The organism is Paenibacillus sp. 01T47, assembly GCF_056398245.1.
In genome coordinates this window covers 123,607-146,262 of sequence record NZ_JBFTPA010000001.1, presented here as the reverse complement: position 1 = coordinate 146,262, position 22,656 = coordinate 123,607, and the positions used below count along the sequence as shown (strand labels likewise).

The 22,656-nt window shown below is 45.4% G+C and carries 18 protein-coding genes; 4 read left to right on the top strand and 14 right to left on the bottom strand.

Going from position 1 to position 22,656, the window contains the following annotated elements:
* Window positions 1–124: 124 nt before the first annotated feature.
* From AC1DOV_RS00565 to hflX, 3 genes are all read left to right on the top strand, one after another.
* Window positions 125–1,336 (top strand): SWIM zinc finger family protein, encoded by a 1,212-nt coding sequence (locus tag AC1DOV_RS00565; RefSeq protein WP_477548885.1) that lies wholly within the window; start codon window positions 125–127, stop codon window positions 1,334–1,336.
* Window positions 1,333–4,290 carry a DEAD/DEAH box helicase gene (locus AC1DOV_RS00560; RefSeq protein WP_477548884.1) on the top strand — a complete coding sequence of 986 codons (2,958 nt, stop codon included), beginning with the start codon at window positions 1,333–1,335 and terminating at the stop codon, window positions 4,288–4,290. The genes AC1DOV_RS00565 and AC1DOV_RS00560 overlap by 4 nt, the downstream gene beginning before the upstream one ends.
* A gap of 432 nt (window positions 4,291–4,722) precedes the next feature.
* Window positions 4,723–5,988 carry a GTPase HflX gene (gene hflX, locus AC1DOV_RS00555; protein ID WP_441881125.1) on the top strand — a complete coding sequence of 422 codons (1,266 nt, stop codon included), beginning with the start codon at window positions 4,723–4,725 and terminating at the stop codon, window positions 5,986–5,988.
* Window positions 5,989–6,054: 66 nt separating this feature from the next.
* On the opposite strand, the gene AC1DOV_RS00550 is transcribed toward hflX, so the two are convergent.
* Window positions 6,055–6,975: an aldo/keto reductase gene (locus AC1DOV_RS00550; protein WP_441959073.1), complete on the bottom strand. Its 921-nt coding sequence runs from the start codon at window positions 6,973–6,975 to the stop codon at window positions 6,055–6,057.
* A gap of 145 nt (window positions 6,976–7,120) precedes the next feature.
* On the opposite strand from AC1DOV_RS00550, the gene udk reads away from it, so the two are divergent.
* Window positions 7,121–7,756, top strand: a complete 636-nt coding sequence (gene udk / locus AC1DOV_RS00545) for a uridine kinase (RefSeq protein ID WP_076268584.1) — start codon at window positions 7,121–7,123, stop codon at window positions 7,754–7,756.
* Between the two features lie 204 nt (window positions 7,757–7,960).
* Here the strand turns inward: udk and AC1DOV_RS00540 are convergent, their stop codons facing one another.
* The 13 genes from AC1DOV_RS00540 to AC1DOV_RS00480 form a co-directional block, all read right to left on the bottom strand.
* Window positions 7,961–9,112 carry an MFS transporter gene (locus tag AC1DOV_RS00540; RefSeq protein WP_477512397.1) on the bottom strand — a complete coding sequence of 384 codons (1,152 nt, stop codon included), beginning with the start codon at window positions 9,110–9,112 and terminating at the stop codon, window positions 7,961–7,963.
* Window positions 9,113–9,130: 18 nt separating this feature from the next.
* Window positions 9,131–10,228, bottom strand: coding sequence for a polysaccharide deacetylase family protein (locus tag AC1DOV_RS00535; RefSeq protein ID WP_477548883.1), 1,098 nt, complete (start codon window positions 10,226–10,228; stop codon window positions 9,131–9,133).
* A gap of 155 nt (window positions 10,229–10,383) precedes the next feature.
* The gene (locus AC1DOV_RS00530) at window positions 10,384–11,460 is read right to left on the bottom strand and encodes a copper resistance D family protein (protein ID WP_441881129.1); all 1,077 of its coding nucleotides are present in this window, start codon (window positions 11,458–11,460) and stop codon (window positions 10,384–10,386) included.
* A gap of 195 nt (window positions 11,461–11,655) precedes the next feature.
* Complete coding sequence (locus tag AC1DOV_RS00525; RefSeq protein ID WP_076268588.1) at window positions 11,656–12,501, bottom strand: carbohydrate ABC transporter permease; 846 nt, start codon at window positions 12,499–12,501, stop codon at window positions 11,656–11,658.
* A 13-nt stretch (window positions 12,502–12,514) separates the two neighbouring features.
* Window positions 12,515–13,417 carry a carbohydrate ABC transporter permease gene (locus AC1DOV_RS00520; protein WP_054026051.1) on the bottom strand — a complete coding sequence of 301 codons (903 nt, stop codon included), beginning with the start codon at window positions 13,415–13,417 and terminating at the stop codon, window positions 12,515–12,517.
* A gap of 87 nt (window positions 13,418–13,504) precedes the next feature.
* Window positions 13,505–14,872 (bottom strand): ABC transporter substrate-binding protein, encoded by a 1,368-nt coding sequence (locus AC1DOV_RS00515; RefSeq protein WP_083682071.1) that lies wholly within the window; start codon window positions 14,870–14,872, stop codon window positions 13,505–13,507.
* Between the two features lie 189 nt (window positions 14,873–15,061).
* Window positions 15,062–16,345 carry an extracellular solute-binding protein gene (locus AC1DOV_RS00510; RefSeq protein WP_477548882.1) on the bottom strand — a complete coding sequence of 428 codons (1,284 nt, stop codon included), beginning with the start codon at window positions 16,343–16,345 and terminating at the stop codon, window positions 15,062–15,064.
* Between the two features lie 29 nt (window positions 16,346–16,374).
* On the bottom strand, window positions 16,375–17,361 hold the full coding sequence (locus AC1DOV_RS00505) for a substrate-binding domain-containing protein (RefSeq protein WP_477548881.1): 987 nt from the start codon (window positions 17,359–17,361) through the stop codon (window positions 16,375–16,377).
* A gap of 15 nt (window positions 17,362–17,376) precedes the next feature.
* Window positions 17,377–19,161, bottom strand: a complete 1,785-nt coding sequence (locus AC1DOV_RS00500) for a cache domain-containing sensor histidine kinase (protein WP_477548880.1) — start codon at window positions 19,159–19,161, stop codon at window positions 17,377–17,379.
* 1 nt (window position 19,162) lies between these two features.
* Window positions 19,163–20,788 carry a response regulator transcription factor gene (locus AC1DOV_RS00495; protein ID WP_477548879.1) on the bottom strand — a complete coding sequence of 542 codons (1,626 nt, stop codon included), beginning with the start codon at window positions 20,786–20,788 and terminating at the stop codon, window positions 19,163–19,165.
* The gene (locus tag AC1DOV_RS00490; RefSeq protein ID WP_477548878.1) at window positions 20,781–20,948 is read right to left on the bottom strand and encodes a hypothetical protein; all 168 of its coding nucleotides are present in this window, start codon (window positions 20,946–20,948) and stop codon (window positions 20,781–20,783) included. The genes AC1DOV_RS00495 and AC1DOV_RS00490 overlap by 8 nt, the downstream gene beginning before the upstream one ends.
* 35 nt (window positions 20,949–20,983) lie before the next feature.
* Window positions 20,984–21,694, bottom strand: coding sequence for an ABC transporter permease (locus tag AC1DOV_RS00485; protein ID WP_477512405.1), 711 nt, complete (start codon window positions 21,692–21,694; stop codon window positions 20,984–20,986).
* Complete coding sequence (locus tag AC1DOV_RS00480) at window positions 21,691–22,539, bottom strand: ABC transporter ATP-binding protein (protein WP_441881135.1); 849 nt, start codon at window positions 22,537–22,539, stop codon at window positions 21,691–21,693. The genes AC1DOV_RS00485 and AC1DOV_RS00480 overlap by 4 nt, the downstream gene beginning before the upstream one ends.
* Window positions 22,540–22,656: the final 117 nt, after the last annotated feature.

Here is a 22,656-nt window from a genome sequence, read left to right as displayed (position 1 = left end):
TTGGTGCTTTAGGAAAGACAAACTGAAGCGTACATGCACTTTATACTCCAAGCCATAAGCGAAATAAATGGTATAATTAGCTGATTCGTAAAATGATTTTATTCGTTAGGGAGACCACTTCGTCATGAAACCAATTGAACAAATGAACGTCGCAGAGTGGCACGCACTGTTTAAATCTCGTACCGAGTCTCTGTCTGACCTTACTCGAAATGCCGCATATGTACATCATGCAATTACAGCAATTAATCAGATAAAGCCTAAGCTTTCTTCTGCACAAAATAATCTATTTGAGCTGCATGCTCATCTTCATATTCTAATGCTGCTGCTTAATCTTATTCCCGATCAAAAGGGACATTCCGGCTCCTTTATCGGCTTCCATACACATGCTGCTATTTCAGATGTACAGCTTGCTATTGCTGAGCTCATGCAAAAAAAATCCGATCCTGCCGAAGGACCCGACTATTGGCAGTGCCTAGAAGAAACATTAATCTTTTTACGCAAGCTTATGCTCGCGGAATCAGGATCAAAGACATATTTCTCCGATCCTTATTTTTGGTTATGGCAATACTGGATTATCCCTAACCAGAACGATACGAGCCTCTGTCTAGAAGAGCTGGAGCAATTGGATACCGCACCTTCAAAGCTCGGCTCAGCGCTCTCCCGCTACCCTTTGCTGCTTGCCGAGGTGTGGATGAACTTCTTCTTACAACGCGACGAAGAGGCGTGGAGCAAACTAAATGAAATAAGCAGCGGTAACGAGCTTCGTCCAAGTGACTTATTCCATGTCTTATCCATGATGTCTGAAAAAGAGCAATGGCAGCGGTTATCGAATTGGTTAGTGGAAACGAAGCCATATGTAGAGAAAAGCCGAATTAACGCCTTGGAAATCTTTTATAGCTACTGGGACGGGGTAATTGAACATTATCCAGATGCGGAGCAGCTGATGTGGACGCCTCTCATTCAATCGCTTCCCTATGCTAGTTCTATTTACGAAGGAAAATTGCTCCGTCATGCCAAATGGCAGCAATGGATCGATTATCAGCTCAGCACGGGAACCGAGCCGCTTGACTATCGCGTTGGTGTGTTCGCCCCTATTGAGAAACATGCGCCGGAGCTGCTGCTGCCCTTTTATCATCAGGCTGTGGAAAGATATGTGCTGCTCAAAAATAGGCCTGGCTACAAAACCGCTGTGAAACTGCTCAAACGGCTGGCTAAGCTGTACAAGAAAAGGAAAGACGAGGAGCGCTGGGAAACGTTTATTGCAGCGTTCGCTTCTAGCCATAGCCGCCTTCGTGCGCTTCAGGAAGAGCTTCGGAAAGGAAAACTTATACCATGAGCAAGTTTACAAAAACAATTACGGTATACGCTAGTTTAACGACACATGGCGATGCTCTCTTATACGGAATGAGCGGCATGAGCGACTTCCTGCCCGGCGTAAGCTTGAAGCACAGCTTGTTCGCCTGGCATACGCCTTCCTTTTACGGCACAGAACTCGAAGTACAGCAGGTTGAAGGACTAGAGCTTGTATTGCTTCCAGCCGAGCAGGTTATTCCTTTTTTTGCGGAAAACACGGTGCTTGAGCACGTGGAATGGATATGGGAAGAGCAAGCCGGAATGCTTGTTGCGCTCGCCCCCTTGTTAGCAGCTGAAATAACAGCACATCGCTACATACCAAGTTTCTCGGCCTTCCGTTCTGGAAAGCTCCAATGGAGCTGGGATAGTGCTGTAATAAACGAACAAATTCAGAGCATGATCAGGAAAACTCAATCAGACGATAGCTTTAAGACGGGATTGCTTGCTGCTTTTTCTGCTGCTGTATTTGACGCTTACTATGGCACAGAAACGACTGCTGCTGATTTGCGCAGGGAATACCCGCTCCTCTTTGCCAAGGATGGCATAACCGCCGGACTGGATGCACAGGCATGGCTGATCGCCATTGGCTGGAAAGCCGATCAAGCTCCATTTCGGCCAATGCTTCAGCTTATCGAGCCCGTTGATGTGTATGACCCGTGGCAGCTCAAGCTTATTTTGCAGGACAAGCTCGATCAGGCGGTTATTGTACCCGTTAAATTGTCTGATACAGGCGAAGCTTACGGCTCGTGGCCTGCTTCTTGGTCTCCTTCTATTCGTGAGCGTTCCTCAGGCTGGCTGGAGCGTCTGCGTGCTTGCCTGCCAACAAACCTGCTTGCGGGCAAGCACGACGATATTTTAAACGTCCCCTTGAAAAATGATGCCGCTTGGCGGTTCCTTGCCGTAGATAGCCCCCGTTTATTAGACGCGGGCTGGCAGGTACTGCTTCCCGCTTGGTGGGAAACCGCCAGCCGTAAGAAACCACGCCTTCGCGCTAAGGTCAGCACAAGCAAACGAGAAGAGGGCTCTGGTGAATCTTTATTTGGACTGGATACACTAATCGAATTCGATTGGCGCATTGCCATTGGAGACACCGACCTGACTGAATCCGAGTTTAATGAGCTTGTTGCCCGGAATGAGCGGCTTGTTCGCTTCCGAGGACAGTGGGTATCGCTTGATCCCGCCTTGCTCGCGCAAATTCGCAAAGCGATGTCGGGCATTGACCGCGCCGAAGGTTTATCGTTTCAAGATGTTCTTCAGCTGCATCTTCTGGGAAGCGGCAACGAGCAAGGGGATGATCAGCCTGAGCAGGAAAACGAAGCAGAGCAAGAGCATCGTATTCAGCTGGAAGTTGAGCTGAACGAGCATTTGCTGACGCTGGTCAGCCAGCTAAACCAACGAACCGAGTGGCCTATGCTTGCTGTTCCTGCCGGGCTGCGTGCCGAGCTTCGACCTTATCAGCAGGAAGGCTACGCTTGGTTGTCCTTCTTACGTCGATTCGGACTTGGCGCATGCTTGGCCGATGACATGGGTCTTGGCAAAACGGTTCAGCTTATCGCCTATTTGCTCAATCTCAAAGAGAGCACAGCAGAGTCGGAGCAACAAATGCCATCGCTCATCATCTGCCCAACCTCTGTTCTGGGCAACTGGCAGAAGGAGATTAGCCGCTTTGCACCCTCGCTGCGCGTTATGCTTCATTACGGAAGCAAACGCCTCGTAGGAGAACATTTCCTTGAGGAAATGCGAAACGCCGATGTCATACTAACTTCATTCGCAACCGCTACTCTTGATCAGGACATGCTGAAGGATATTACTTTTGCAGCGATTTGCTTGGATGAGGCACAAAATATAAAGAACGCTCAAACGAAACAATCCGCAGCCGTTCGCAGCTTTACTGCGAAGCATCGTATCGCTTTGACGGGCACGCCGATCGAGAATCGTTTATCGGAGCTGTGGTCCATCTATGATTTCATGAATCCGGGGTTTCTGGGGAGCGCACACGGTTTTCAGCAGCGCTTCAGCAATCCTATTGAAAAGGAACGCAATGTTCAGCGCACCGCAGATTTGCAAAAGCTCGTTAAGCCATTCATGCTGCGGCGCAAGAAGAAGGACCCCGCGATCCAGCTTGATTTGCCGGACAAAAATGAAATGAAAACGTATATTCATCTCACAGCCGAGCAAGGCGCGCTTTATAATCAAACCGTTAATCAGCTTATGGATCGCATGCAAAAGCTTGAAGGCATCGAACGTAAAGGCACCATTTTATCGTCCATTATGCAGCTGAAGCAGCTATGCGACCATCCGATGCTGCTAACGAAAGAACCTTTGGTGGACAGCTCTGCGCCCGCTGGCGAGCAAATGGATACAGAGCGGATCATAAGCCGATCGGCTAAGCTTGAGCGGCTGCTCGCCATGGTGAGAGAACTGCGAGACGAAGGCGAACGCTGCCTTATTTTCACGCAATACCTCGGTATGGGGGAAATGCTTCAAAGCGTGCTGCAGCAGGAGCTGCAGGAGCCGATATTATATTTGAATGGCAGCACCTCCAAGCTGGCGCGTGACCGCATGATTGAGCGGTTCCAGTCGCAACAATTGCCGCCGGAAGAGCAGCCTAATGTGTTCATTCTGTCGATTAAGGCTGGCGGAGTTGGGCTAAACCTGACCGCTGCTAACCATGTATTCCATTTCGACCGTTGGTGGAATCCTGCTGTGGAGAACCAAGCAACCGACCGCGCGTACCGCATGGGCCAAACTCGCGACGTTCAGGTTCATAAATTCATCTCGCTTGGCACGCTGGAGGAACGCATCGATGAGATGCTCGAAAATAAGCAGCAGCTCAGTGAAAATGTCATCTCCAGTTCAGAGGGCTGGATCACGGAGCTATCAACTGATGAGCTGAAGGAGCTCTTCACTTTGCGTCAGGATTGGAGCGATTCATAAGGGACTCTTTTCCTTTTGACTTGCCGTGAAATAGCCCTTTGTGCTACACTGATGCTAATTTAAATGAACGGAGGGTTACGTGTGATAGACTATATCCGAGTTAGGTCTTTGCGCAGCTGCTAATTGAATAGCGCCAAAGCTCTGCCTGTGTGCAGGGGACTCAGGATAGGTCTGCCCATTTTGAAGGTAACCCATATAAACAGAATACGTCGACTATTGTAGGGAGCATCCCGACTCGCGTATTCGCCTTTAGAGCGGAATTTCCATACGTTTATTTCAGCGTATATGGAAGGCCATCAATCCATATTGATAAGGAATATTGGATTCCTTATGGATATTTTTACTGATACCCTCTTACCAATAACGGTGAACACAGGCAGAGCTGCCTGTGTTTTTTTATTTTTTAAATAACCGTTAAAAGGATGATGAATAATGGAACAACCAAAACAAAAGGCGATTATCGTCGGAGTTCAGCTTCAAAATCAAACCGACTTTGAATACTCCATGGAGGAGCTTCGCAATCTAGCTTCCGCTTGTTATATCGAGGTCGTTGATGAACTAAGCCAAAAAGCAGCACGCATTAACCCGTCTCACTATATTGGGACTGGAAAGATCCAAGAGCTGCTGGCCCTGCTCGAAGCGCATGACGCGCATGTCGTTATTTTCAATGATGAGCTCTCCCACTCTCAAATTCGTAATTTGGAAGCCGCTTTGGAGCGGACGGTCATTGACCGAACGATTCTCATTCTGGATATTTTTGCGGAGCGCGCCAAAACAAGAGAAGCCCAGCTGCAAGTCGAAGTCGCTCGGCTTCAATATATGCTTCCTAGGCTTGTCGGACTTCGCGCATCCTTGGGGCGGCAAGGCGGCGGAGCTGGTCTCAAGAACAGAGGCGCCGGTGAAACGAAGCTGGAGCTGGATCGCAGACGTATCGAAGAGCGGATCACCGCTTTGCAAGCCGAGCTTGAGAAGCTGGTAGCCCGCCGTCAAATTCAGCGGAAGCAGCGGCAGAAGAACGAGGTGCCTGTCGTCTGTCTCGTCGGTTATACGAATACGGGGAAATCCAGCTTGATGAATGCTTTGCTTGAGAAATACAATCCAGAGACAACCAAACAGGTATTTGCCAAGGATATGCTTTTTGCAACGCTGGAGACCTCGGTTCGCAGTATTGATTTGCCTGACAACAAATCATTCTTGCTCACAGATACGGTCGGCTTCGTAAGCCAGCTTCCCCATCACCTGGTGAAGGCCTTCCGCTCAACTTTAGAGGAAGTAACTGAAGCTGATTTGCTCGTACATGTCGTCGACTACGCCCATGACGATTATGAGCAGCTTGTTGCGGTTACGAATGAGACGTTAAAGGAGCTGGGGGCTTACAATCTCCCAACGATTTATGCATACAATAAATGTGATCTGACGGAGCATCCATATCCGGAAGTACGTGATAACAACGTCTACCTATCCGCCAAAAAGAATATTGGACTAAATGAGCTAATTCAGCTTATTCGCGATCATGTCTTCGACGACTATATGGAATGCGAGCTGTTGATTCCGTTCAACCAAGGGCGCTTGGTTGCTTACTTTAACGAGCATGCGCATGTGCATGCAACGGACTACGAAGCAGAAGGCACTCGGATGAAGCTGGAATGCCGGGTATCCGATTTTGAAAGGTACCGTAATGAAGTAACAGTGCTTTAAGAAAAAAGGAGGCTGTCCAAAAGGATAATAACCTTTTGCGACAGCCTCTTCTTATGTCGAAAATATCTAGTTGCTGCGATCCTGCGGGTGCGGCTCGACTGCAAGCATTGCCGCCTTTGCGTTCGCTTCAACCTGAGCCGGGTCCTTGCAGCCCGGAATGACAGCCGTTACGGCTGGGTGCTTCAAGCACCAAGCAAGCGCCCAGCTCGCCATATCGACACCTTGCGGTACCTCTTCACGCTGAATGTGTTCTACTTCCAGCAGCTTAAGCCGTGTGTTCTCTTTATCATGCCTGTGGCGTACATCGGTATCACCGAACACGGCACCCGGCTTATATTTGCCGCTCAAATAGCCGCTCGCCAGCGGAACACGTGCAAGCACGCCCAAATCCTGCTGCTCGCATGCTGGAAATACTCTTTCCTCCGGCTGACGGTCGAGACGATTATATACGACCTGAATGACGCGAGAATTCACCTTTGTTGAGGCTTCTGTCTGATGCAAATTGTCATTGCTGCCGATAGACGTCCCAAGAAAACGGATTTTCCCGGCTGCAATTTGCTTATCCAGAGTGGTCCACAGCACATCATTATCAAATGCTTGGTCTGGTCCTGAGTGGAACTGGTACAGGTCAATATAGTCCGTCTTTAGCGCCTTCAGTGAAGCATCAAGCTGAGCTACAACACCTTCAGCGTCAAATACGTCGGTACGCGTGAAGCGCTCGTGGAAATGATGGCCAAACTTTGTTGCTATGATCCAATCCTCGCGGTTGCGGCGGCTGATATAATCTCCAATGAGTGACTCTGAGAGGTGGTCACCGTAACATTCAGCGGTATCAATCAGATTGATGCCAAGCTCACGCCCTTTATCGAGAATCAAATCGACTTCGTTCTGCGAATACTCCCGGCCCCATTCTCCTCCAAACTGCCAGGTTCCGATGCCGATTACCGACACATTTAGTTCTGTGCTTCCGAGTCTTCTATACTTCAAGATCAACACTCCTTCTAAATGATGTAGCCTGTCCTTTTCATTTTAACATTTTAAACCATGAGTAAGAAATAGCATGCTTCCGTATTCTGTGCTACAATACTGAAATTGCTATGGCAATTTTATTAGGGAGGTTTACTGAATCACCATGCTTATTATTGGTATCGCTGGCGGCACCGGCTCGGGAAAAACTACGGTTGCACGCTCTGTCATTGAACGTCTTGGATCGGAAAAAGTAACTTTCATATCTCAGGATAACTACTATAAAACCTATTCGCATCTCAGCATGGCTGAACGTGAATTGATTAATTATGATCACCCTCTCTCTTTTGATATCGAGCTGCTCGCTCAAGATCTGCTGCTTCTAAAAGAAGGGAAAACCGTTTACGCGCCAGTCTATGACTTTGCCGCTTATGCTCCATCCACAACAGAAACGGTAGAGCTTAAGCCGAACAATATCGTAATATTGGAAGGACTTCATGTGCTCGCGGAAGAGAGCATTCGGAAGCTGCTCGACATCAAAGTATTCGTCGATACGGATCCCGATGTACGTATTCTCCGTCGTGTGCTTCGGGATATTGAGGAGCGCGGCCGGACGATCCAGTCCGTTCATGACCAGTACTTGAAGACGGTCAAGCCGATGCACGAGGCTTTTATCGAACCATCCAAAAAATATGCCGATCTAATCATTCCCGAAGGCGGACACAATGAGGTCGGTATTCAGTTGCTGTCCATACTGACTGAAAAATATATGACAGATCACGAGCCGCCGATTCTCGGCTAATTGCGCTCTAAACATAGGAAAGGGGCAGTCCCTCCGGTCATTTCAGACCATGAGGGACTGCCCCTTTTTTAGCAAATGTAAGTTTAAAGTGCCACTCGGCAGCTTCTCAGCAACAATAAGACTACTTTCTAGATCTATTTCAGCAAAATGAGCTAATTCGAAGATAATAAGACTATTTTCTAGATCTATTTTTTCGAGCAACCATTAAACAATCGAGTTTGTTTGGTTTCCGCGCTCATGATGCTTGTTTGCGAAAAACAGTACCGAAGCCGTCAGACATAAACAAAACAGAATCAAATAAAGGAATGGCGCGCCAAAATAATCGACAACCGCGCCGCCCATCGCATTGCCGACAATGCCGCCAAGTCCCCAGGTTACAGCCGCATATACCGTTTGCAGAGTCGCTTTCGTGCCCTCAGTCGCATAGCTTTGTACGATTTCAACAGCTGTGCCCGCGACAAAAGCGAACGCGATCCCATTTAACAGTTGAACCGCCAGCGTCAATGAAACGTTATCGAAGAAAAACATCGCGAAATATTGGATGCCATAGATCAAAGCCGCGACGCACAGCAGCTGATATCTGCCTATTCGCTTGCTTAGCTTCGTCGCCACCCAGAACATCGGCACCTCAATAATAGCGGCTATCGCAAATGCACTGCCGATCCAGCTCTTATCAAAGCCCATTTCCTTAAAGTATAATGGCAAAAAATTCATATTAATCGATGCAGACATCATCATCAGCATGCTAGTAGCGACAAAGATCATAAATGGTTTATTGCGAACAACCTCGCCCATTTGGCCGAATAACGTCACATTTCTTCGAGTAACCTTCGTTGCTGGAAGCAGCATGAGCGCCAAGCAGACGGTTATACTCACAATAAGATAATAAATAAAGATGTCGTTGTAGCCGTATTTTTCGTATAAAATGCCTGTAGCAAATGTACCTATCGCATAACTTAAAGCTCCCCATAATCTGACGCTGCCAAAGGAAAAACCTTTTTTGCTGGCGATTTCTACAGACATCGCGTCGCCTATCGGCCCGCCAGAGGATTGAAACCATGCAAAGAAAATAGACAAGAAAAGAATCCCCGCAAGTCCCTCCATAAGCTGAAATCCAAGCCCGAGTATCGGAGCAATGATGACGCAGATCATGATAATTTTGCGCGGATTGTTGATTCGGTCATTAATCATGCCCATCACGGGCTGGGCAATGACGCTGACCAGAGCCCATAAAGACAGGATGAGACCAACCGTTGTATGGCTAAAGCCGCGATCACTGAAATATAGACTGGTGTAAGGCATAACGACAGAAATGGCTAGATACCATAAAAAATAATAGGTTGCTAATGACTTCACCGGGTACGTACCTTCTCTCTACAGCTCTTCCTTAATCTCCGATTGCCAGCCGAGCTGCCTGCACATCTCATGCATATTGCGAATATCCCGTCTTGCTTCAATGCGGATTAACCCTAATTCCAATGCATGCTTAGCAGCCCACCGAAGCAAATATACGAGCGTATCCGCTTGCGCTTCCTTAGCCGCAAAGTCGAGTAGTACAAGCGTATCTTCTACGACACCAGCGCGTACGAAACCCCAATAGGAGCCTTCAAACTGCCATATGTGGAACAGCTCACGATTCTCTATAACACCGAATTCATGAATTGGATTCTCCAAATGCTCAAGCCATTCCAGCTCGGCATTGAATTGAAGCGTATATTGTGGAACGTTCCATGCTATGGTCTGAGCAGCTAGCGCAGACAGCTCCTCTTTATTTGCAAAGGGAGCCCAGCCCTCCGAAGGATAATCCAGCTCAGATGGAACCTCAACCGTTATTTTCCAAGGCTTGTAGCCTACTTCTAACCCAGCTGACTCCAGCATTTCGGGAATACCAACGCATCGTAATCCTCTTTGCTTAGCGGTTTGGATAAGTGCTCTTAAAGCCTCCGGGGTGCCTGTTGCAATATCATTGCTATGCATGACGACAATCGTCCCTTTATCTAGAACGGGTTCGACCTTTGCAATTATATCTTCCGAAGATACGCCCCTCCAATCTCCTGAATCGACGCCTTCAATGTCCCGGTAGCCGCCCCATTCATCCAGCCAATCCAAGTTTTCCTCGCGGAAAGAACAATAAGGAAAACGCATAAAGGTTGGGCAAGCAAGGCCTGTCGCATCCTGATAAGCCAGCTCGGTCAGCTTAAGCTGTTCCAAAAATACAGTTTTAGGCACCTGTGCCATCCGGCGATGATGATACGTATGCGGAGCAAGCACATGACCGCGTGAAAGTATCTCTCTAGCTTTATCTGGATATCGATCTATCCACTCGCCCGTAAAAAAGAAGGTGCCAATCGCTTCTTCTTCCTCTAGAACAGAAAGCCAAAGTTCAAGTGGCAGATCTGAAGGCCCGTCATCAAACGTAAATGCACATATCGGCTGGTCGTTATTTCCCTTCCAAAACGCTTCAGTTGTCATATGGCAACCCCTATTCTCTCGTTAGTTTCCTGTATTATAGTTGAGAATAAAAAAATGTTCCAATACTCTCCTCTCCTTATCTAATACAATCCTACTGTCTTACAAAAAAAACTCGTCCTGCTTAAAAAGCAAAAACGAGTTTCCTTCTATCTGCTCTATTGAACAGATAAAAGTATGCCAAAAAACGGGAATAAAACAGCTATGCAAGCAAAGGCAGCAAACATGCTGCGTTTCTCTTTTTTATAGCTGGGAAATAATAAGGAAAGTGCTGCAATTCCAATAACAATCATGCTGATATATACCAAACTCCAGTTCCACTGCAGCGACAAGTCTTGCAAATCGCCATGCAAAAAAGTAAATAACGGAGATGGAGAAGGCTGTTCGAACTCCCCTTCATGAGGCGGCTCCTGTACACCCATGTAGGCGGTTGTGATGAGGATGACAAGTGCAAGAAACGTTTCCGCTCGAAGCCACCATTGCAATCTACTTTTATGTCGACCATGATCTGTAATTTTTGATAGAAACCCATTCATAAAGCCTAGAAGAACAAGCGGCAAGAAAACAAGATGCTTAAGTAGAAGCGCTTGTCCATAATTGATTCCCCATGAGTTGATATAACCATCGACCAGGAGAAACATCATCATTATACCAGCCGCTACAATTAGGACGATGCTGCTGATCGACATTGGCGTAAACCATCGTACAAACGCCTTCCAGTTCCATTCCCCTTTTGTAAACCAAGCAACAATAAGAAGTGTACCAAGCCAAAGAGAGACTGCAGCGACATGAACGGATTGTGAAAGTACGCCCCAGAAAGGCGAGAAGCCTGCCGGATGGCTGGCCCAGCCATGAGCTAGAATACTGGCACACCATAAGAGTGCTAGAACCCATTTGGTCATTTTACCCTGCAAGCCTTTAAACTGTGTGATCATGTACATCACGGTACATATAATGAGATTCCACACCCAAGCATTGCCGTACGAATAATCTTTTACAACAATTAATAAAACTTGAATGAAGGGCATGTCCTGCGCAAAATCGCGTAAAACAAGCGCTGATCGAAGAATCGACATAAATGAAAAAAGCGGGATTGCCAATAAAGCATATTGAAATAAATCAGTGATGTTCTTTAATTGCGGTTTGGACTTCTCTGGAATGAATTGAAGCAATAGATAACCACCGGTCAAAGCAAAGGACAGATAAAGCAGCGTTTCAAACAAATAAATGTACAATATGATCAACTCCAAGCACAGGGTTCAACTCAAAAGCCATCATATCATAAATAAAAACAAATGAATGCATGCTCATATGATATTTGTTTGAAAAATAGGAATGCCTGAACTCGAGTACGTATTCCATAAACGAACAGCTCCTTCCTCGGAAGAGAAAAGAGCTGCCAGCTGCTATTGGATTATTCAAATATTAGCTTATTTAACCGCACCAGCTGTAATCCCGCTTGCGATTTGCCTTTGAAAAATAATATAAATAATAAGAACGGGAATAATGGTGATCAACAGCGCTGCGAACAACGGACCCCACTCTGTGCGATACTGCATCTCGGCTTGCATAACGCCAATTTCTACCGGCAGCGTATACTGGGTCGGATCATTAATAAGTATCGTACCCACGATATATTCGTTCCAGATGTTCAGGATATTGACGATGCCAACCGTGATCAAACCTGGCTGCGCCAGCGGAAGCATAACTCGGAAAAATGTCCCGTAATAAGAAGCGCCATCCACGATTGCTGCTTCCTCGAGCTCCTTCGGCAGCGACTTGAAAAAACCGACGAGCACAAAGATGCCGAAGGCCAGCAAGCTGGACGTATAAACAAATATCAATCCGAGCTTCGTATTAATTAGGCCGAGTGAATTCATTAAGAAAAACAACGGAATGAGCGCTAGTACAAACGGTACCATCATTGAGGAAATATAAAGCAGAAACAACGCATTGCTTCCTCTAAATTTATATCTAGCCAGCACATACGCTGTCGTTGCGGATAGCAGCAGCGCTAATATCGTTGATCCCGTCGTAATGACAAGGGAATTCACAAAATAAGTATCAAAGTGGTATTTGCTCCACACATACGAGAAATTGGACCAAATAAGCGGAATCTCCGGCAAAGCCCACGGTGCATTTAAGAAAAATTGTTCATTATTTTTTAGAGAATCAAGCAAGGTCCAAATGAGCGGGTACAATACCGATATGCCCCATAGGATCAAAATGGCATAGATGATTAGCTTGGCGATCGGATTTTTAATCTGTATATTCATCTCTTTATCCCCCTTAGCTCATCTCAACGGGATCATGACGCATAAGCCGTTGAAGTACGATTGTCGTAATTAAGGACAGGACCAGGATGATAAACCCTATCGAAGCGCCATACCCAAAGTGGAATTGCCGGAATGCCATTTGATACAAGTAGGAGCCCATAACCTGTGTACTGTTATCCGGTCCGCCTTCTGTCATAATCCATACGATTACGAAGGAACCGTTAAGCGTAGTCATCATGATGTTAAGAATGGACACTTTCATCTGCTCCCAAACGAGCGGAAGCGTGATGCTCCAGAACTGTTTCCATTCCCCTGCGCCCTCAATGCTTGCCGCTTCAAAATAGGAAGCAGGAATGCTTTGAATAGCTGCAATGAGAAGAATCATATAAAAGCCGATACCCGCCCAAATAGCCGGAGGCAGAAGCATCCATATCGTATGATCGGAAAAACCTAGCCACGTTATCGATACTTTTTCACTCGTGAATAATGACAAAAATGCATTCAAGAAGCCAATTTGCGGATTATATATGAAATTCCACAATACGCCAATAACAACGACGGAAATTACATTCGGAATGAAGAAAATCGACCGAAAAAATCCAGCCAGCTTAAAGCCAAACCTAGTGAGTGCTACTGCAAAAAACGTCGCGAGAAGCATAATTCCGATTACTTTGCCAGCAACAAGAAAATAGTCGTTGCCGATCGCTCTCCACACAATGGGATCATGGAACATCTCTTTGAAATTATCAAAACCAACAAACGTTTTTGTCTCCGACATGCCGGACCAGTCAAAAAATGAATAATACAAGCTTTGCACTACCGGATAGATTGTAAATACGCCGAAAAATAAAAGAGTTGGGATGATGAATGATGCGATAAATATATTTCTCTGCCATTTTACTGTCCCTGAGTTCATACCTTCCATCCCTCCGAGTAAATTCACAGAAAGTGATCGAGGCGTTATGCCTCGATCAATCTCTGCCGTCAATCTTTTGAAGGCTTATTATTTGCTAACCTTTTTCACCACGTCAGTTACCCGCTTAACCCACTCTTCAGGCGTAATTTTGCTAATCGTCAGTGCATCTGTTGCATCCATCATCGCTTTATCAACGTCAGCGTTGTAAGTGATTGTTGGGATTACAACCGTGTTAGGATCTGTCAAATATTTAGCAGCATCTTTAACATGGCTTGGCGCATTGGAGCTGCTGATGTCGCCTTTAATGTTGGAAGGCGCGCCGCTTAGCTCAGCCCATTGTGAAGCTTGATCTTTTGAGAAAATGAATTGCAAGAACGCTTTAGCTGCTTCTTTGTTTTTCGCTTTTTTCGCAATGGCAACTGTAGCTGTGGATGTATTCGCAACCACTTTACCGCCTGCTTCTTGCGTAATGGAAGGAATGAAACCAAAGTCAAAGCCAGCAGGAACGTCTTTAGCCATTTCATTAGGCAGCCAAAGACCATTCACAATGAAAGCATCTTTGTTTTGCAGGAACAGCATTTGTGAATCCGTGTGATTGATTTGGATAGAAGCTTTATCGATGTAATCCTTATCGCGCATTTCTACGATTTTGTTCAATGCAGCAAGAACAGCAGGGCTCTCAAAAGCTTCTACTTTGTTAGCTGCCATATCTTGAAGAATAGAGAAATCGTTGTTGTTTGCTGATACGATAGCTGGATACAGGAACGAGCCATTGATATAGTACGGGTATTTACCTGTGTGAATGAACGGCGTAATGCCGTCTGCTTTGATTTTTTCGCTTACAGCAAGGAACGATGGGAAGTCAGTTGGCTCAGCCCAGCCTTTTTCCTTGAAGAGCGCTTTGTTCCAGAAAACACCCCATGAGTTCAATACGAGTGGAATATTGTATACTTTACCGTCAAATTGTTGAGCAGGTTGAGCCAAAATGTCGCTGATTAGATCACCGTCAACGTTTTTGGCATCTTTCAGCCAATCCGTCAAATCTTCCAGCTGGCCGTCTTCAACCATTTGGCGATCGTTCAATACCGGACCATCGATGTATACGAAATCTGGCGGGTTGCCGCCGATCCAGCGCGGTCTATTTTGATCGTTAATTTTAGGTCCTGCGGATTCTTTAATGTTAAGCTCCGGATTTGCAGCTTGGAAATCAGCAATAACTTTTTTCCACCATTTATCGCCATACCCGCCCACAAAATATTGAATTTCGAAATCGCCTGTCAGCTTAACCGTCGTGTCGGTAGCAGCAGGTGCGTCCGTCGCTTCAGCAGCCGGCTCCTTTGTAGGTGCATTAGTAGCTGCTCCACCATTATTGCTATTCGAGCCACATCCAACTAACGATACGGCAGCCAAAATAACGGCGATACCAAGCGCTGCAATCTTTTTCTTCATAATCATTAAAGCAAACCCTCCCAAAAATGATGTTTTTCACACTGTACTTAGGGGCTCATCTTGCTGCTCCATCGTGTAATTTCATCATAAATTGGGAGGGCTATAATCTCTATTGAATATCTTCCATATATTCTTTATTATCTTCTCTTCCGTGCATATAAAGCTATTTTTCGAGTAATTTCGCTAAGATAGCGCTTATTTTTGCTGATTGCTCTTATTTTCTGCAAAAGACTGCAATTCATCTAATGCCGCTTTTGGCGTCATTTGCTCATATAGAACAGCTTCACCTAGCTTACGGGTATAATCAAGCACCGCTTGCCAAGCAGGCTCCTTCGCCGGATAAAACCTCGCTTTGCTTAACGCTTCCAAATCGCTTTTGATCACTTCGCTTTTCTCCGACAGCTTGGTGCCCACCGTCGTCGTAACGGGAAGAAACCCTTCGCGTTTAATCATTTCTTCATAAGCTCGATCTTCATAGAGGAAGTCAAGAAACTTGGACAACGCTTCTTTATTGGTATGATCGGTTTTGAAGGACACGAGCAGATCATGTACACCAAACGTAATTGGCGATGTACCATCCTTTACTGGAATCGGACCCTTTCCCCATTCCAGCTCCGGAAACTCTTTGGGGACGACTGCCGAGAAATAATTTCCTGATATCATCATAGCAAGATTGCCTCCGCCCATAATTCGCTGCTTCTCATCGCGAGTCGTTATGTTCGGCTCAGGCTCAGTCAAGCCTTTATCAAACAGCTCTTTAAAAAAAGACAATCCTTCCACATTGGTCGGTGAATTAATGGCCCATTTCCCATCTTTAATCCAATCTCCGCCCGAACCGAAAAATATATAAGACAAAGTAGCCTGCGTCTCATTGTCCGACAGGTCAATGCCGAAGCCATCTGCTGCGCCAAGCGCTTTAATTTTCATTGCGGCCTGCTCCAGCTCCGACCACGTTGTCGGAGGGGCAGCAATGCCCGCTTTGCGGAACAGCTCCTTGTTATAGTATAAATTCCGTGTAGTAGCAACGTATGGAATTGCGTATTGCACCCCGTCTATCTGATCCATATCTACTAAGTTCGGATACAGCCGATTCGCTAGTTCAGGCGATATAATATCATCCATATTATTTAACAAGCCATCCTTGGCGTAATGGGCATACACATTCGTATTCAGAAGATCGGGAGGCTGGTTTTTGCTAATCATCGTCGTATAGATTCCATCGAGTATATCCCAGTTGGCTACTTGCAGCTCTACATCAATGAGAGGGTTTTTCCTCTCAAACTCTTTTACCAGCTTCTCAAGCAGCGGCTTTGTTTCCGTACTATATTCGGAGGCGACATACCGAATCAACGCCCGCTCCTCCTTTGGAGTTGCAACGGGCTCCGGGTTCTCGTTCATGCACGAGGAGGAAACTGCTGTAACTAACAAGAGGCTGATAGCAACCATAAGAGGTTTAATTCCATACCGTTTTCGCTGCATATAGTTATATTATCCTTCCGAATAGGGATCTACTTACTCGTTATAAATGGGAATAACAGCTTCTGATTTTCCGTTGTGTACATATTTTCTTTTGTAATGACATTGGATTCGATATAAGTGATAGGCTCGGTCTTTTCTCCATCAATTAGCTTCAGCGCTGCTTTCACGCCAAGATAACCCATATTAAATGGCTTTTGTACAATAGAAGCTGTCATAATGCCCGACTCCAGCAATTGAACCTCATCACTGGTGCTATCAAATCCAATAAGATTAATAGCACCTGCCTTGTTATACTCCTTCAGCAGCCTTGCAACCCCCTGTGACGCGGTTTGATTGAGCGTAATAAATGTATTAATGCCGGAATCACTTCGAAGCAGCCGCTTGGCAATTTCATAGGCTTGATCCTCGGAATCATCTGCATAATAGGTTTCCATTGCACTCGCTTTGTAGCCCTTTAATGCAAGGCGCATTCCCTCCAGCCTCTCTTGCGAAATAATCGAGCTCGCGTAATCACTAATAACGGCAATATTCGGATCGCCGTCCGTTTCCTGAATGGAGGTTTGTCCTGCTAGTTGTCCTGCTTCTTTATGGTTGCTTGAAACAACGATAGGAGAGGGCTTCATACTCGGAGAATGATTAATAATGACCAGCTTGATGCCTGCAGCGCGCGCCTTGGCAAGAATAGCTGGCATTCGATTATCCATTACCATATCAATGACAATCGCTTGCGGCTTCCGCGCAATCGCATCCTCCAAGATTTGAATCTGAGCATTGGAATCGCCTTCAACAAGCGGACCTTCTACACTCAGGTTTAGCCCCGTTTCCTTAGCTGCTGCTTCCGCACCCTGATTGACTGCCTGCCAGAAATCAAGTCGAATATTTAAGGATTTCAAAATGACCGTAACATTTTTCTCCTCATGGTTAACACCAAAAAGCAGATTAAAGTTGAATACAAAATAGATGGCAATCATCGCAATTGCCACAACTAGCAACAGCGTAAATCGATGCTTTCGCATTATTTTGCTTCCCCCTTAATCGAGCTTCGGTATTACGATCGTAATACAGGTGCCCTCTTCAATTTCGCTGCGAATTTGAATGCCATACTCATGCCCAAAATAAAGCTTGATTCGCTCGTTTACATTGCGTATCCCGATGCCTTGGTTGGCGTTATCCTCCAAGTTGCTGTAGAGAAGCTTCCCAAGCTGTTCCGCTGACATCCCTTGGCCGTTATCCTCTACTTCAAAAATAATTTGATCGCCTGCCTGCCTTCCGCGTATCGTAATTAATCCATCATCCATGCCATACATGTTCCGAATGCCATGATAGATCGCATTTTCTACAAAAGGCTGAAGCAATATTTTTAACGTTTTATAATCAAGAATCGATTCGTCCATATCAATGACATAATTAAGCTCATCGTTATAGCGCATTTTCTGTATAAGCAAGTAGTTCGTAATATGCTCAATTTCCACTCGAATCGGAACCAGCTCTTTTTCCTTCGTAATGCTTGCGCGGAACAGCTTAGCTAAAGCAGATGTCATCAGAACGACCTCCTCATGCTGCTTCTGCTCAGCCATCCACACAATCGAATCGAGAGTGTTGTATAAAAAATGAGGATTGATTTGCGATTGAAGCAGCAGCAGCTCGCTCTTTCGCTTATTTTCCTGATTTAAAATCGTTTCCTCCATGAGAAACTTGGTTCGGCTGACCATTAAGTTAAAAGATCGACCCAGCTGTCCAATTTCATTCATTTGGCCAATTTCCGTCTGAATATTGAAGTTGCCCTTCTCTACTTGCTTCATGTCGGATTGCAATACTTTAATAGGCTTGGATAAGCGATGTGACAATCCTATAGAAATCAGCAGCGTAATGGCTAAGCCGCATAAGGAATAAAAAATAATGGAATTACGCAGACCCTCTTTGTTTGCAATTAAATCATCTGAATAAGCCACTCCGGCAATTCTCCAACCAAAGTTTGTGTCCTGCACGGAGTAAATGCGTTTGTCTCCACCCTCGTTCACGACGAAGGATTGGCCGCTTGGAGCCCGCAAAACTTCTGCAATACGCTCTGTACGCAGTTTGCTATCGATAAGCTGCTGCTGCGGATGATAAACGATATGACCTTCGTTATCCACGATGAAGAGGTAACCTTTTTTGCCGAGGTTAATATTTTCGCAAATGTCATTAATGACACTTAAGTTTAGATCAACGAGGAGTACGCCATCCGCCTTAATCCCATCTGTGCTCTTAAGCTCTCGACTCAGTGAAACGACCCAGCGGTATTCGTTTTCAATTAAGCTTTGCACATGAGGAGCAGAAACGACGGACCTGCCGCCTGCCGCTTTTGCCAGCTGATACCACTCTTGATCCTCTATCTTCGTATTGGGATTTAAGGTAGTTATTCGGCGGTCAGAAACAAATCGCCCATTGTATCCAAACACCATAATGGATGCAATGTCTTTGCGCGTATACAAGATCGCCTGGAACAAGTCGGAAATTTGCTTCTCGTACGTACGGCGGTTCTCTGCGCTGATGAAGTTATTGTCCGATATGTAATACTTGACGTCCTTATTCGTTAAAGCGAGCAGTGAAATATTTTCCATATTGTCGACATATGATTGAATATTTAAATTGACCTGCTTAATAATTTCCTCAATGTAGCCTTTCGAATTCCGCTCAACCGCAGCTACGGAAACTTGATAGCTTACTAGACTTGTTAATACGATAGCAGCCAAAATCAGCATAGAAAAAGCTAAAGATATATTGGATTGAATGCTTTTTAGCGGAAACAAAGGAAAGAACCGATCTTTGAGCATGTTAGGCTCCGCTCCCCTTTATTTGTTTCTCTCTGTAATCCTTTGGGGTTATACCTGTGTGCTTCTTAAATAAAATGCTAAAATAATTCGGGTCCTTGTAGCCCACCTGCTCCGCAATTTCATACAGCTTCATCGCCGAATTGTGAAGCAGCTCCTTCGCCTTGGCCACCCTTACACCGGTCAAATACTCAATAAACGTCTCTCCTGTATGCTGTTTGAACACGAGACTGAAGTAGCTTGAGCTCATGAGCACATGACGGCATAAGTCCTGCAACGACATCTTTTCATTCGCGTAATTTGTATCGATATACTCCACCGCGCGATGAATTTGCATGTTGGTCAAATAATTACGGTTATCCGCTATAGTAGAAATAACGGAGCTTACCATGTCCTTTAGCCAAATCTCAACCTCATCCAGCGTCTTGAATTTGAATACGTTCATCAGCTTCATTTGCTGCTCGAACGGTGATTCCTGCTCTCGAACGGCTAGCTCCTGTACAGAGTTCATCAGCGAGAGAACAACCTTTTGCATTTGCAGCATACAGGCTTCCACTGGAACAAGAGAGGTTTTCAGCTCCGCTACCCCTTGTTCAATCAATTGGTAGGCTTCTTGAATGGCGCCTGTCTTAACAGCAGCAGCCAGCTTACGGTCGAGGTCATGGCTCAGCGGCATATATCCGGAAGGTTTTCCTTCAATATCAATAATACTCAGCACTCTATTTTTACCTAGCAGAAAACGATAGTCCAGCACCGACAACGCACTCTTGTAAGATAACGGCAGCTGTTCAGCAAGCGTACATGTTCGTCCGATTCCTATCGTCACTGTAAATTTCAAATATTTCTCAATATGATAGCGGACCTCCTCAGCAAGCGAAAATCCTTGTTCATACAGGAGGCTTTCACTGTCATGTCCAAAAATGATGGCAACCATCCGCTCCTCACGGGTTCGGAAGGTCAGCACATGCTCTCGGTCCAGCGTTTCATTAAAAATATCATAAGCAGCGAATCGCAAAAATTCGACATCATGCTCATAGGAGGACAGTTCTCTGTCGCCAAAATCGTCGATATCTACGACCATGACCAAATATAGCGGTGATATCGGCGGCAGGTTGAAATAAGCAAAACGTTCTGCGATTTCCACTTTCCCTAAACCAACCGCAACTAAACGCTCTAGAAACCGCTCTCTAAGCAGCGGAAGACTGTGCTCCAGCTGGTTGTTTAGCCTGCCCAGATCTTCACGACGCTGCTTCTCTTCATCCATCTCTGCTTTAATTTGATCCAGGAGCTGACGTATTTCTTGCGCTGTAATCGGTTTCAGAATGAAATCAGAAATTTTAAGCCGAATCGCCTGCTGCGCATACTCAAATTCGTCATAGCCCGTTAATATAATCATTTTTATATACGGGAATTGAGCGGAAACTAAACCAGCCAGCTCTAATCCGTCCATAAACGGCATACTGATGTCTGAAATAACGAGCTCCGGCCTATCCAATTCTACGGCATCCCACGCTTCTCGACCGTTAGCGTAATCACCAATCAATTCGAAGCCATGCTCATTCCAATTGATTGTATTTTTTAATCCGATTCGGACAACCGCTTCATCATCGACAATAATTACTTTATACATCGAAGCCTCTCCAGTCTGTAAATGCCAATATACGAGCAGTAACAATAATCCAATTATGCATGAGAATACACCAGCTTACAATTCTTTGATTCAGGAAAATGTCGAAAAACCCGGCCGCAAGCGGTCCGGGTTCTCTTGGCTTAAGCGGCAGCAAAATCATGCTGCTCCTTCCACCATTTCATATACTACTTTGCTTTATTCATCCACCATACGTTTCTTGTATACGTACAAGCAGACAGCATACATCGCAATAATCCAAACAAAAATGATAGCTAAATGGGACAATACGTCTACCAGCCCCGCACCAGCCTCCACTTGTTTTGCTAATTCAATCAGCTGCAGGTTCGGCATGAACTTGGCAACGGTCAGGATTGGATACTGATCCATTAACGGTGTAATCAATGACCCAAAAGCAAAAATGACAAAAGCCGGCATGATCGCAACGGAGGCTTCCATCACCGATTTGGTTAGCAAACCGATGAACGTGCCTAAGCCCAAGTAAAAAACGGAAGATAAAAAAATTGCGATGATAATGACCAATAGGTTTTTCGGATGATAATCGGTAAGCAAAGCAGAGAGTATAATTATAACCGTGCTCGCAATAAAGCTTAGCAAGCTTTTGCCGCAAAAAATCTCGAAAATACTCGCCGGTGACAGCATGAGTCCGCGCAGTGTGTTTTTTTCTTTCTCTTCGGCGACTAAAGAAGACTGCACATAAGTAGCTACTAAAATTAAGGCCATATTGATGATCAAATAATGTACATCAATGGTATTCCCACCAACGCGCCCAAAAAAAGCAGCAAGGACTAAAGGAAGGATCAATGTCGTGGTTATATACATGTTTCGAGATACGTCTTTATAGTCTTTTTGCAAAATGGCCCTTACTCGCTTCATTGAAAATGTCATGATAGTTTCCTCCCAGTCACTTCTACAAAAATATCGCCTAATGTCGGAAAATTGGATTGAATGGATGCGATTTGGTTTTTGCTCATATAGTCAAATACCTTCTGCGCCCCATCAGACCCCTTTGGTACAATAACCGTTGACCCATCAGTTAGCTCCACTGTAATCGTTGCATCACTATGCTGCTCACGCAGCTTCTTTGGTTCATCGAGCAATTGAATCGTTCCATTGTTTAGGAAAGCAACGCGGTCACATAAAGTTTCGGCTTCATTCATATCATGTGTCGTTAAAAAAATGGTTGTGCCCTTGGCTTTCAATTGTAACAAGCCTTCATAAATATGCTTCGTATTCACAGGGTCAAGCGCTGATGTGGGCTCATCCAGAAACAAAAGCTCTGGTTCATGCAGAAAAGCCCGAGCGAGAATGACCCGTTGAAGCATGCCCTTGGATAATTTAGATACCATCTTCTTGCTCTCTTGCTCCAAATTCACCATCTGCAGCACGACATGAATCCGGCCTTCGGGTACATCGTATAAATCACAAAAAAACTTCAAATTATCGTAAACAGACAAGCGAGCATACAAAGACGTATTGTCGGTAATGATTCCAATTTTTTTGCGATACTTCTCTTCTCGTAATTTACTCGTGGGTACTCCAAATACACAGGCACTCCCCGAGGTCGGCTTCGACTGCGCTGTTAATATTTTGATGGTTGTTGTTTTGCCTGATCCGCTTGGTCCTAGAAATCCGAAAATCTCACCCTTCCTCACGTTAAAGGAAACGTCCTTTAACGCCCTGGAATTCGAAAATGATTTCTCTAATGAAGTCACTTCAATTATATTTTGCATGCCGCTCTCAACCTCCGTTGTTTTATCCGATCTACCTTCATCTTAGGTGAGAGGAGGGAGAGATGCATTATAATCGCATTGAATGGAGTATACAAAGGGGTGAATGATGCTTATTTC

Bases quoted from the DNA above. Each gene is read 5' to 3' on its own strand.
- AC1DOV_RS00565 (WP_477548885.1), top strand. From the start codon at position 125: ATGAAACCAATTGAACAAATGAACGTCGCAGAGTGGCACGCACTGTTT.
- AC1DOV_RS00560 (WP_477548884.1), top strand. From the start codon at position 1,333: ATGAGCAAGTTTACAAAAACAATTACGGTATACGCTAGTTTAACGACA.
- hflX (WP_441881125.1), top strand. From the start codon at position 4,723: ATGGAACAACCAAAACAAAAGGCGATTATCGTCGGAGTTCAGCTTCAA.
- udk (WP_076268584.1), top strand. From the start codon at position 7,121: ATGCTTATTATTGGTATCGCTGGCGGCACCGGCTCGGGAAAAACTACG.
- AC1DOV_RS00535 (WP_477548883.1), bottom strand. From the start codon at position 10,228: ATGACAACTGAAGCGTTTTGGAAGGGAAATAACGACCAGCCGATATGT.
- AC1DOV_RS00525 (WP_076268588.1), bottom strand. From the start codon at position 12,501: ATGAATATACAGATTAAAAATCCGATCGCCAAGCTAATCATCTATGCC.
- AC1DOV_RS00520 (WP_054026051.1), bottom strand. From the start codon at position 13,417: ATGAACTCAGGGACAGTAAAATGGCAGAGAAATATATTTATCGCATCA.
- AC1DOV_RS00515 (WP_083682071.1), bottom strand. From the start codon at position 14,872: ATGATTATGAAGAAAAAGATTGCAGCGCTTGGTATCGCCGTTATTTTG.
- AC1DOV_RS00510 (WP_477548882.1), bottom strand. From the start codon at position 16,345: ATGCAGCGAAAACGGTATGGAATTAAACCTCTTATGGTTGCTATCAGC.
- AC1DOV_RS00505 (WP_477548881.1), bottom strand. From the start codon at position 17,361: ATGCGAAAGCATCGATTTACGCTGTTGCTAGTTGTGGCAATTGCGATG.
- AC1DOV_RS00500 (WP_477548880.1), bottom strand. From the start codon at position 19,161: ATGCTCAAAGATCGGTTCTTTCCTTTGTTTCCGCTAAAAAGCATTCAA.
- AC1DOV_RS00495 (WP_477548879.1), bottom strand. From the start codon at position 20,788: ATGTATAAAGTAATTATTGTCGATGATGAAGCGGTTGTCCGAATCGGA.
- AC1DOV_RS00490 (WP_477548878.1), bottom strand. From the start codon at position 20,948: ATGATTTTGCTGCCGCTTAAGCCAAGAGAACCCGGACCGCTTGCGGCC.
- AC1DOV_RS00485 (WP_477512405.1), bottom strand. From the start codon at position 21,694: ATGACATTTTCAATGAAGCGAGTAAGGGCCATTTTGCAAAAAGACTAT.
- AC1DOV_RS00480 (WP_441881135.1), bottom strand. From the start codon at position 22,539: ATGCAAAATATAATTGAAGTGACTTCATTAGAGAAATCATTTTCGAAT.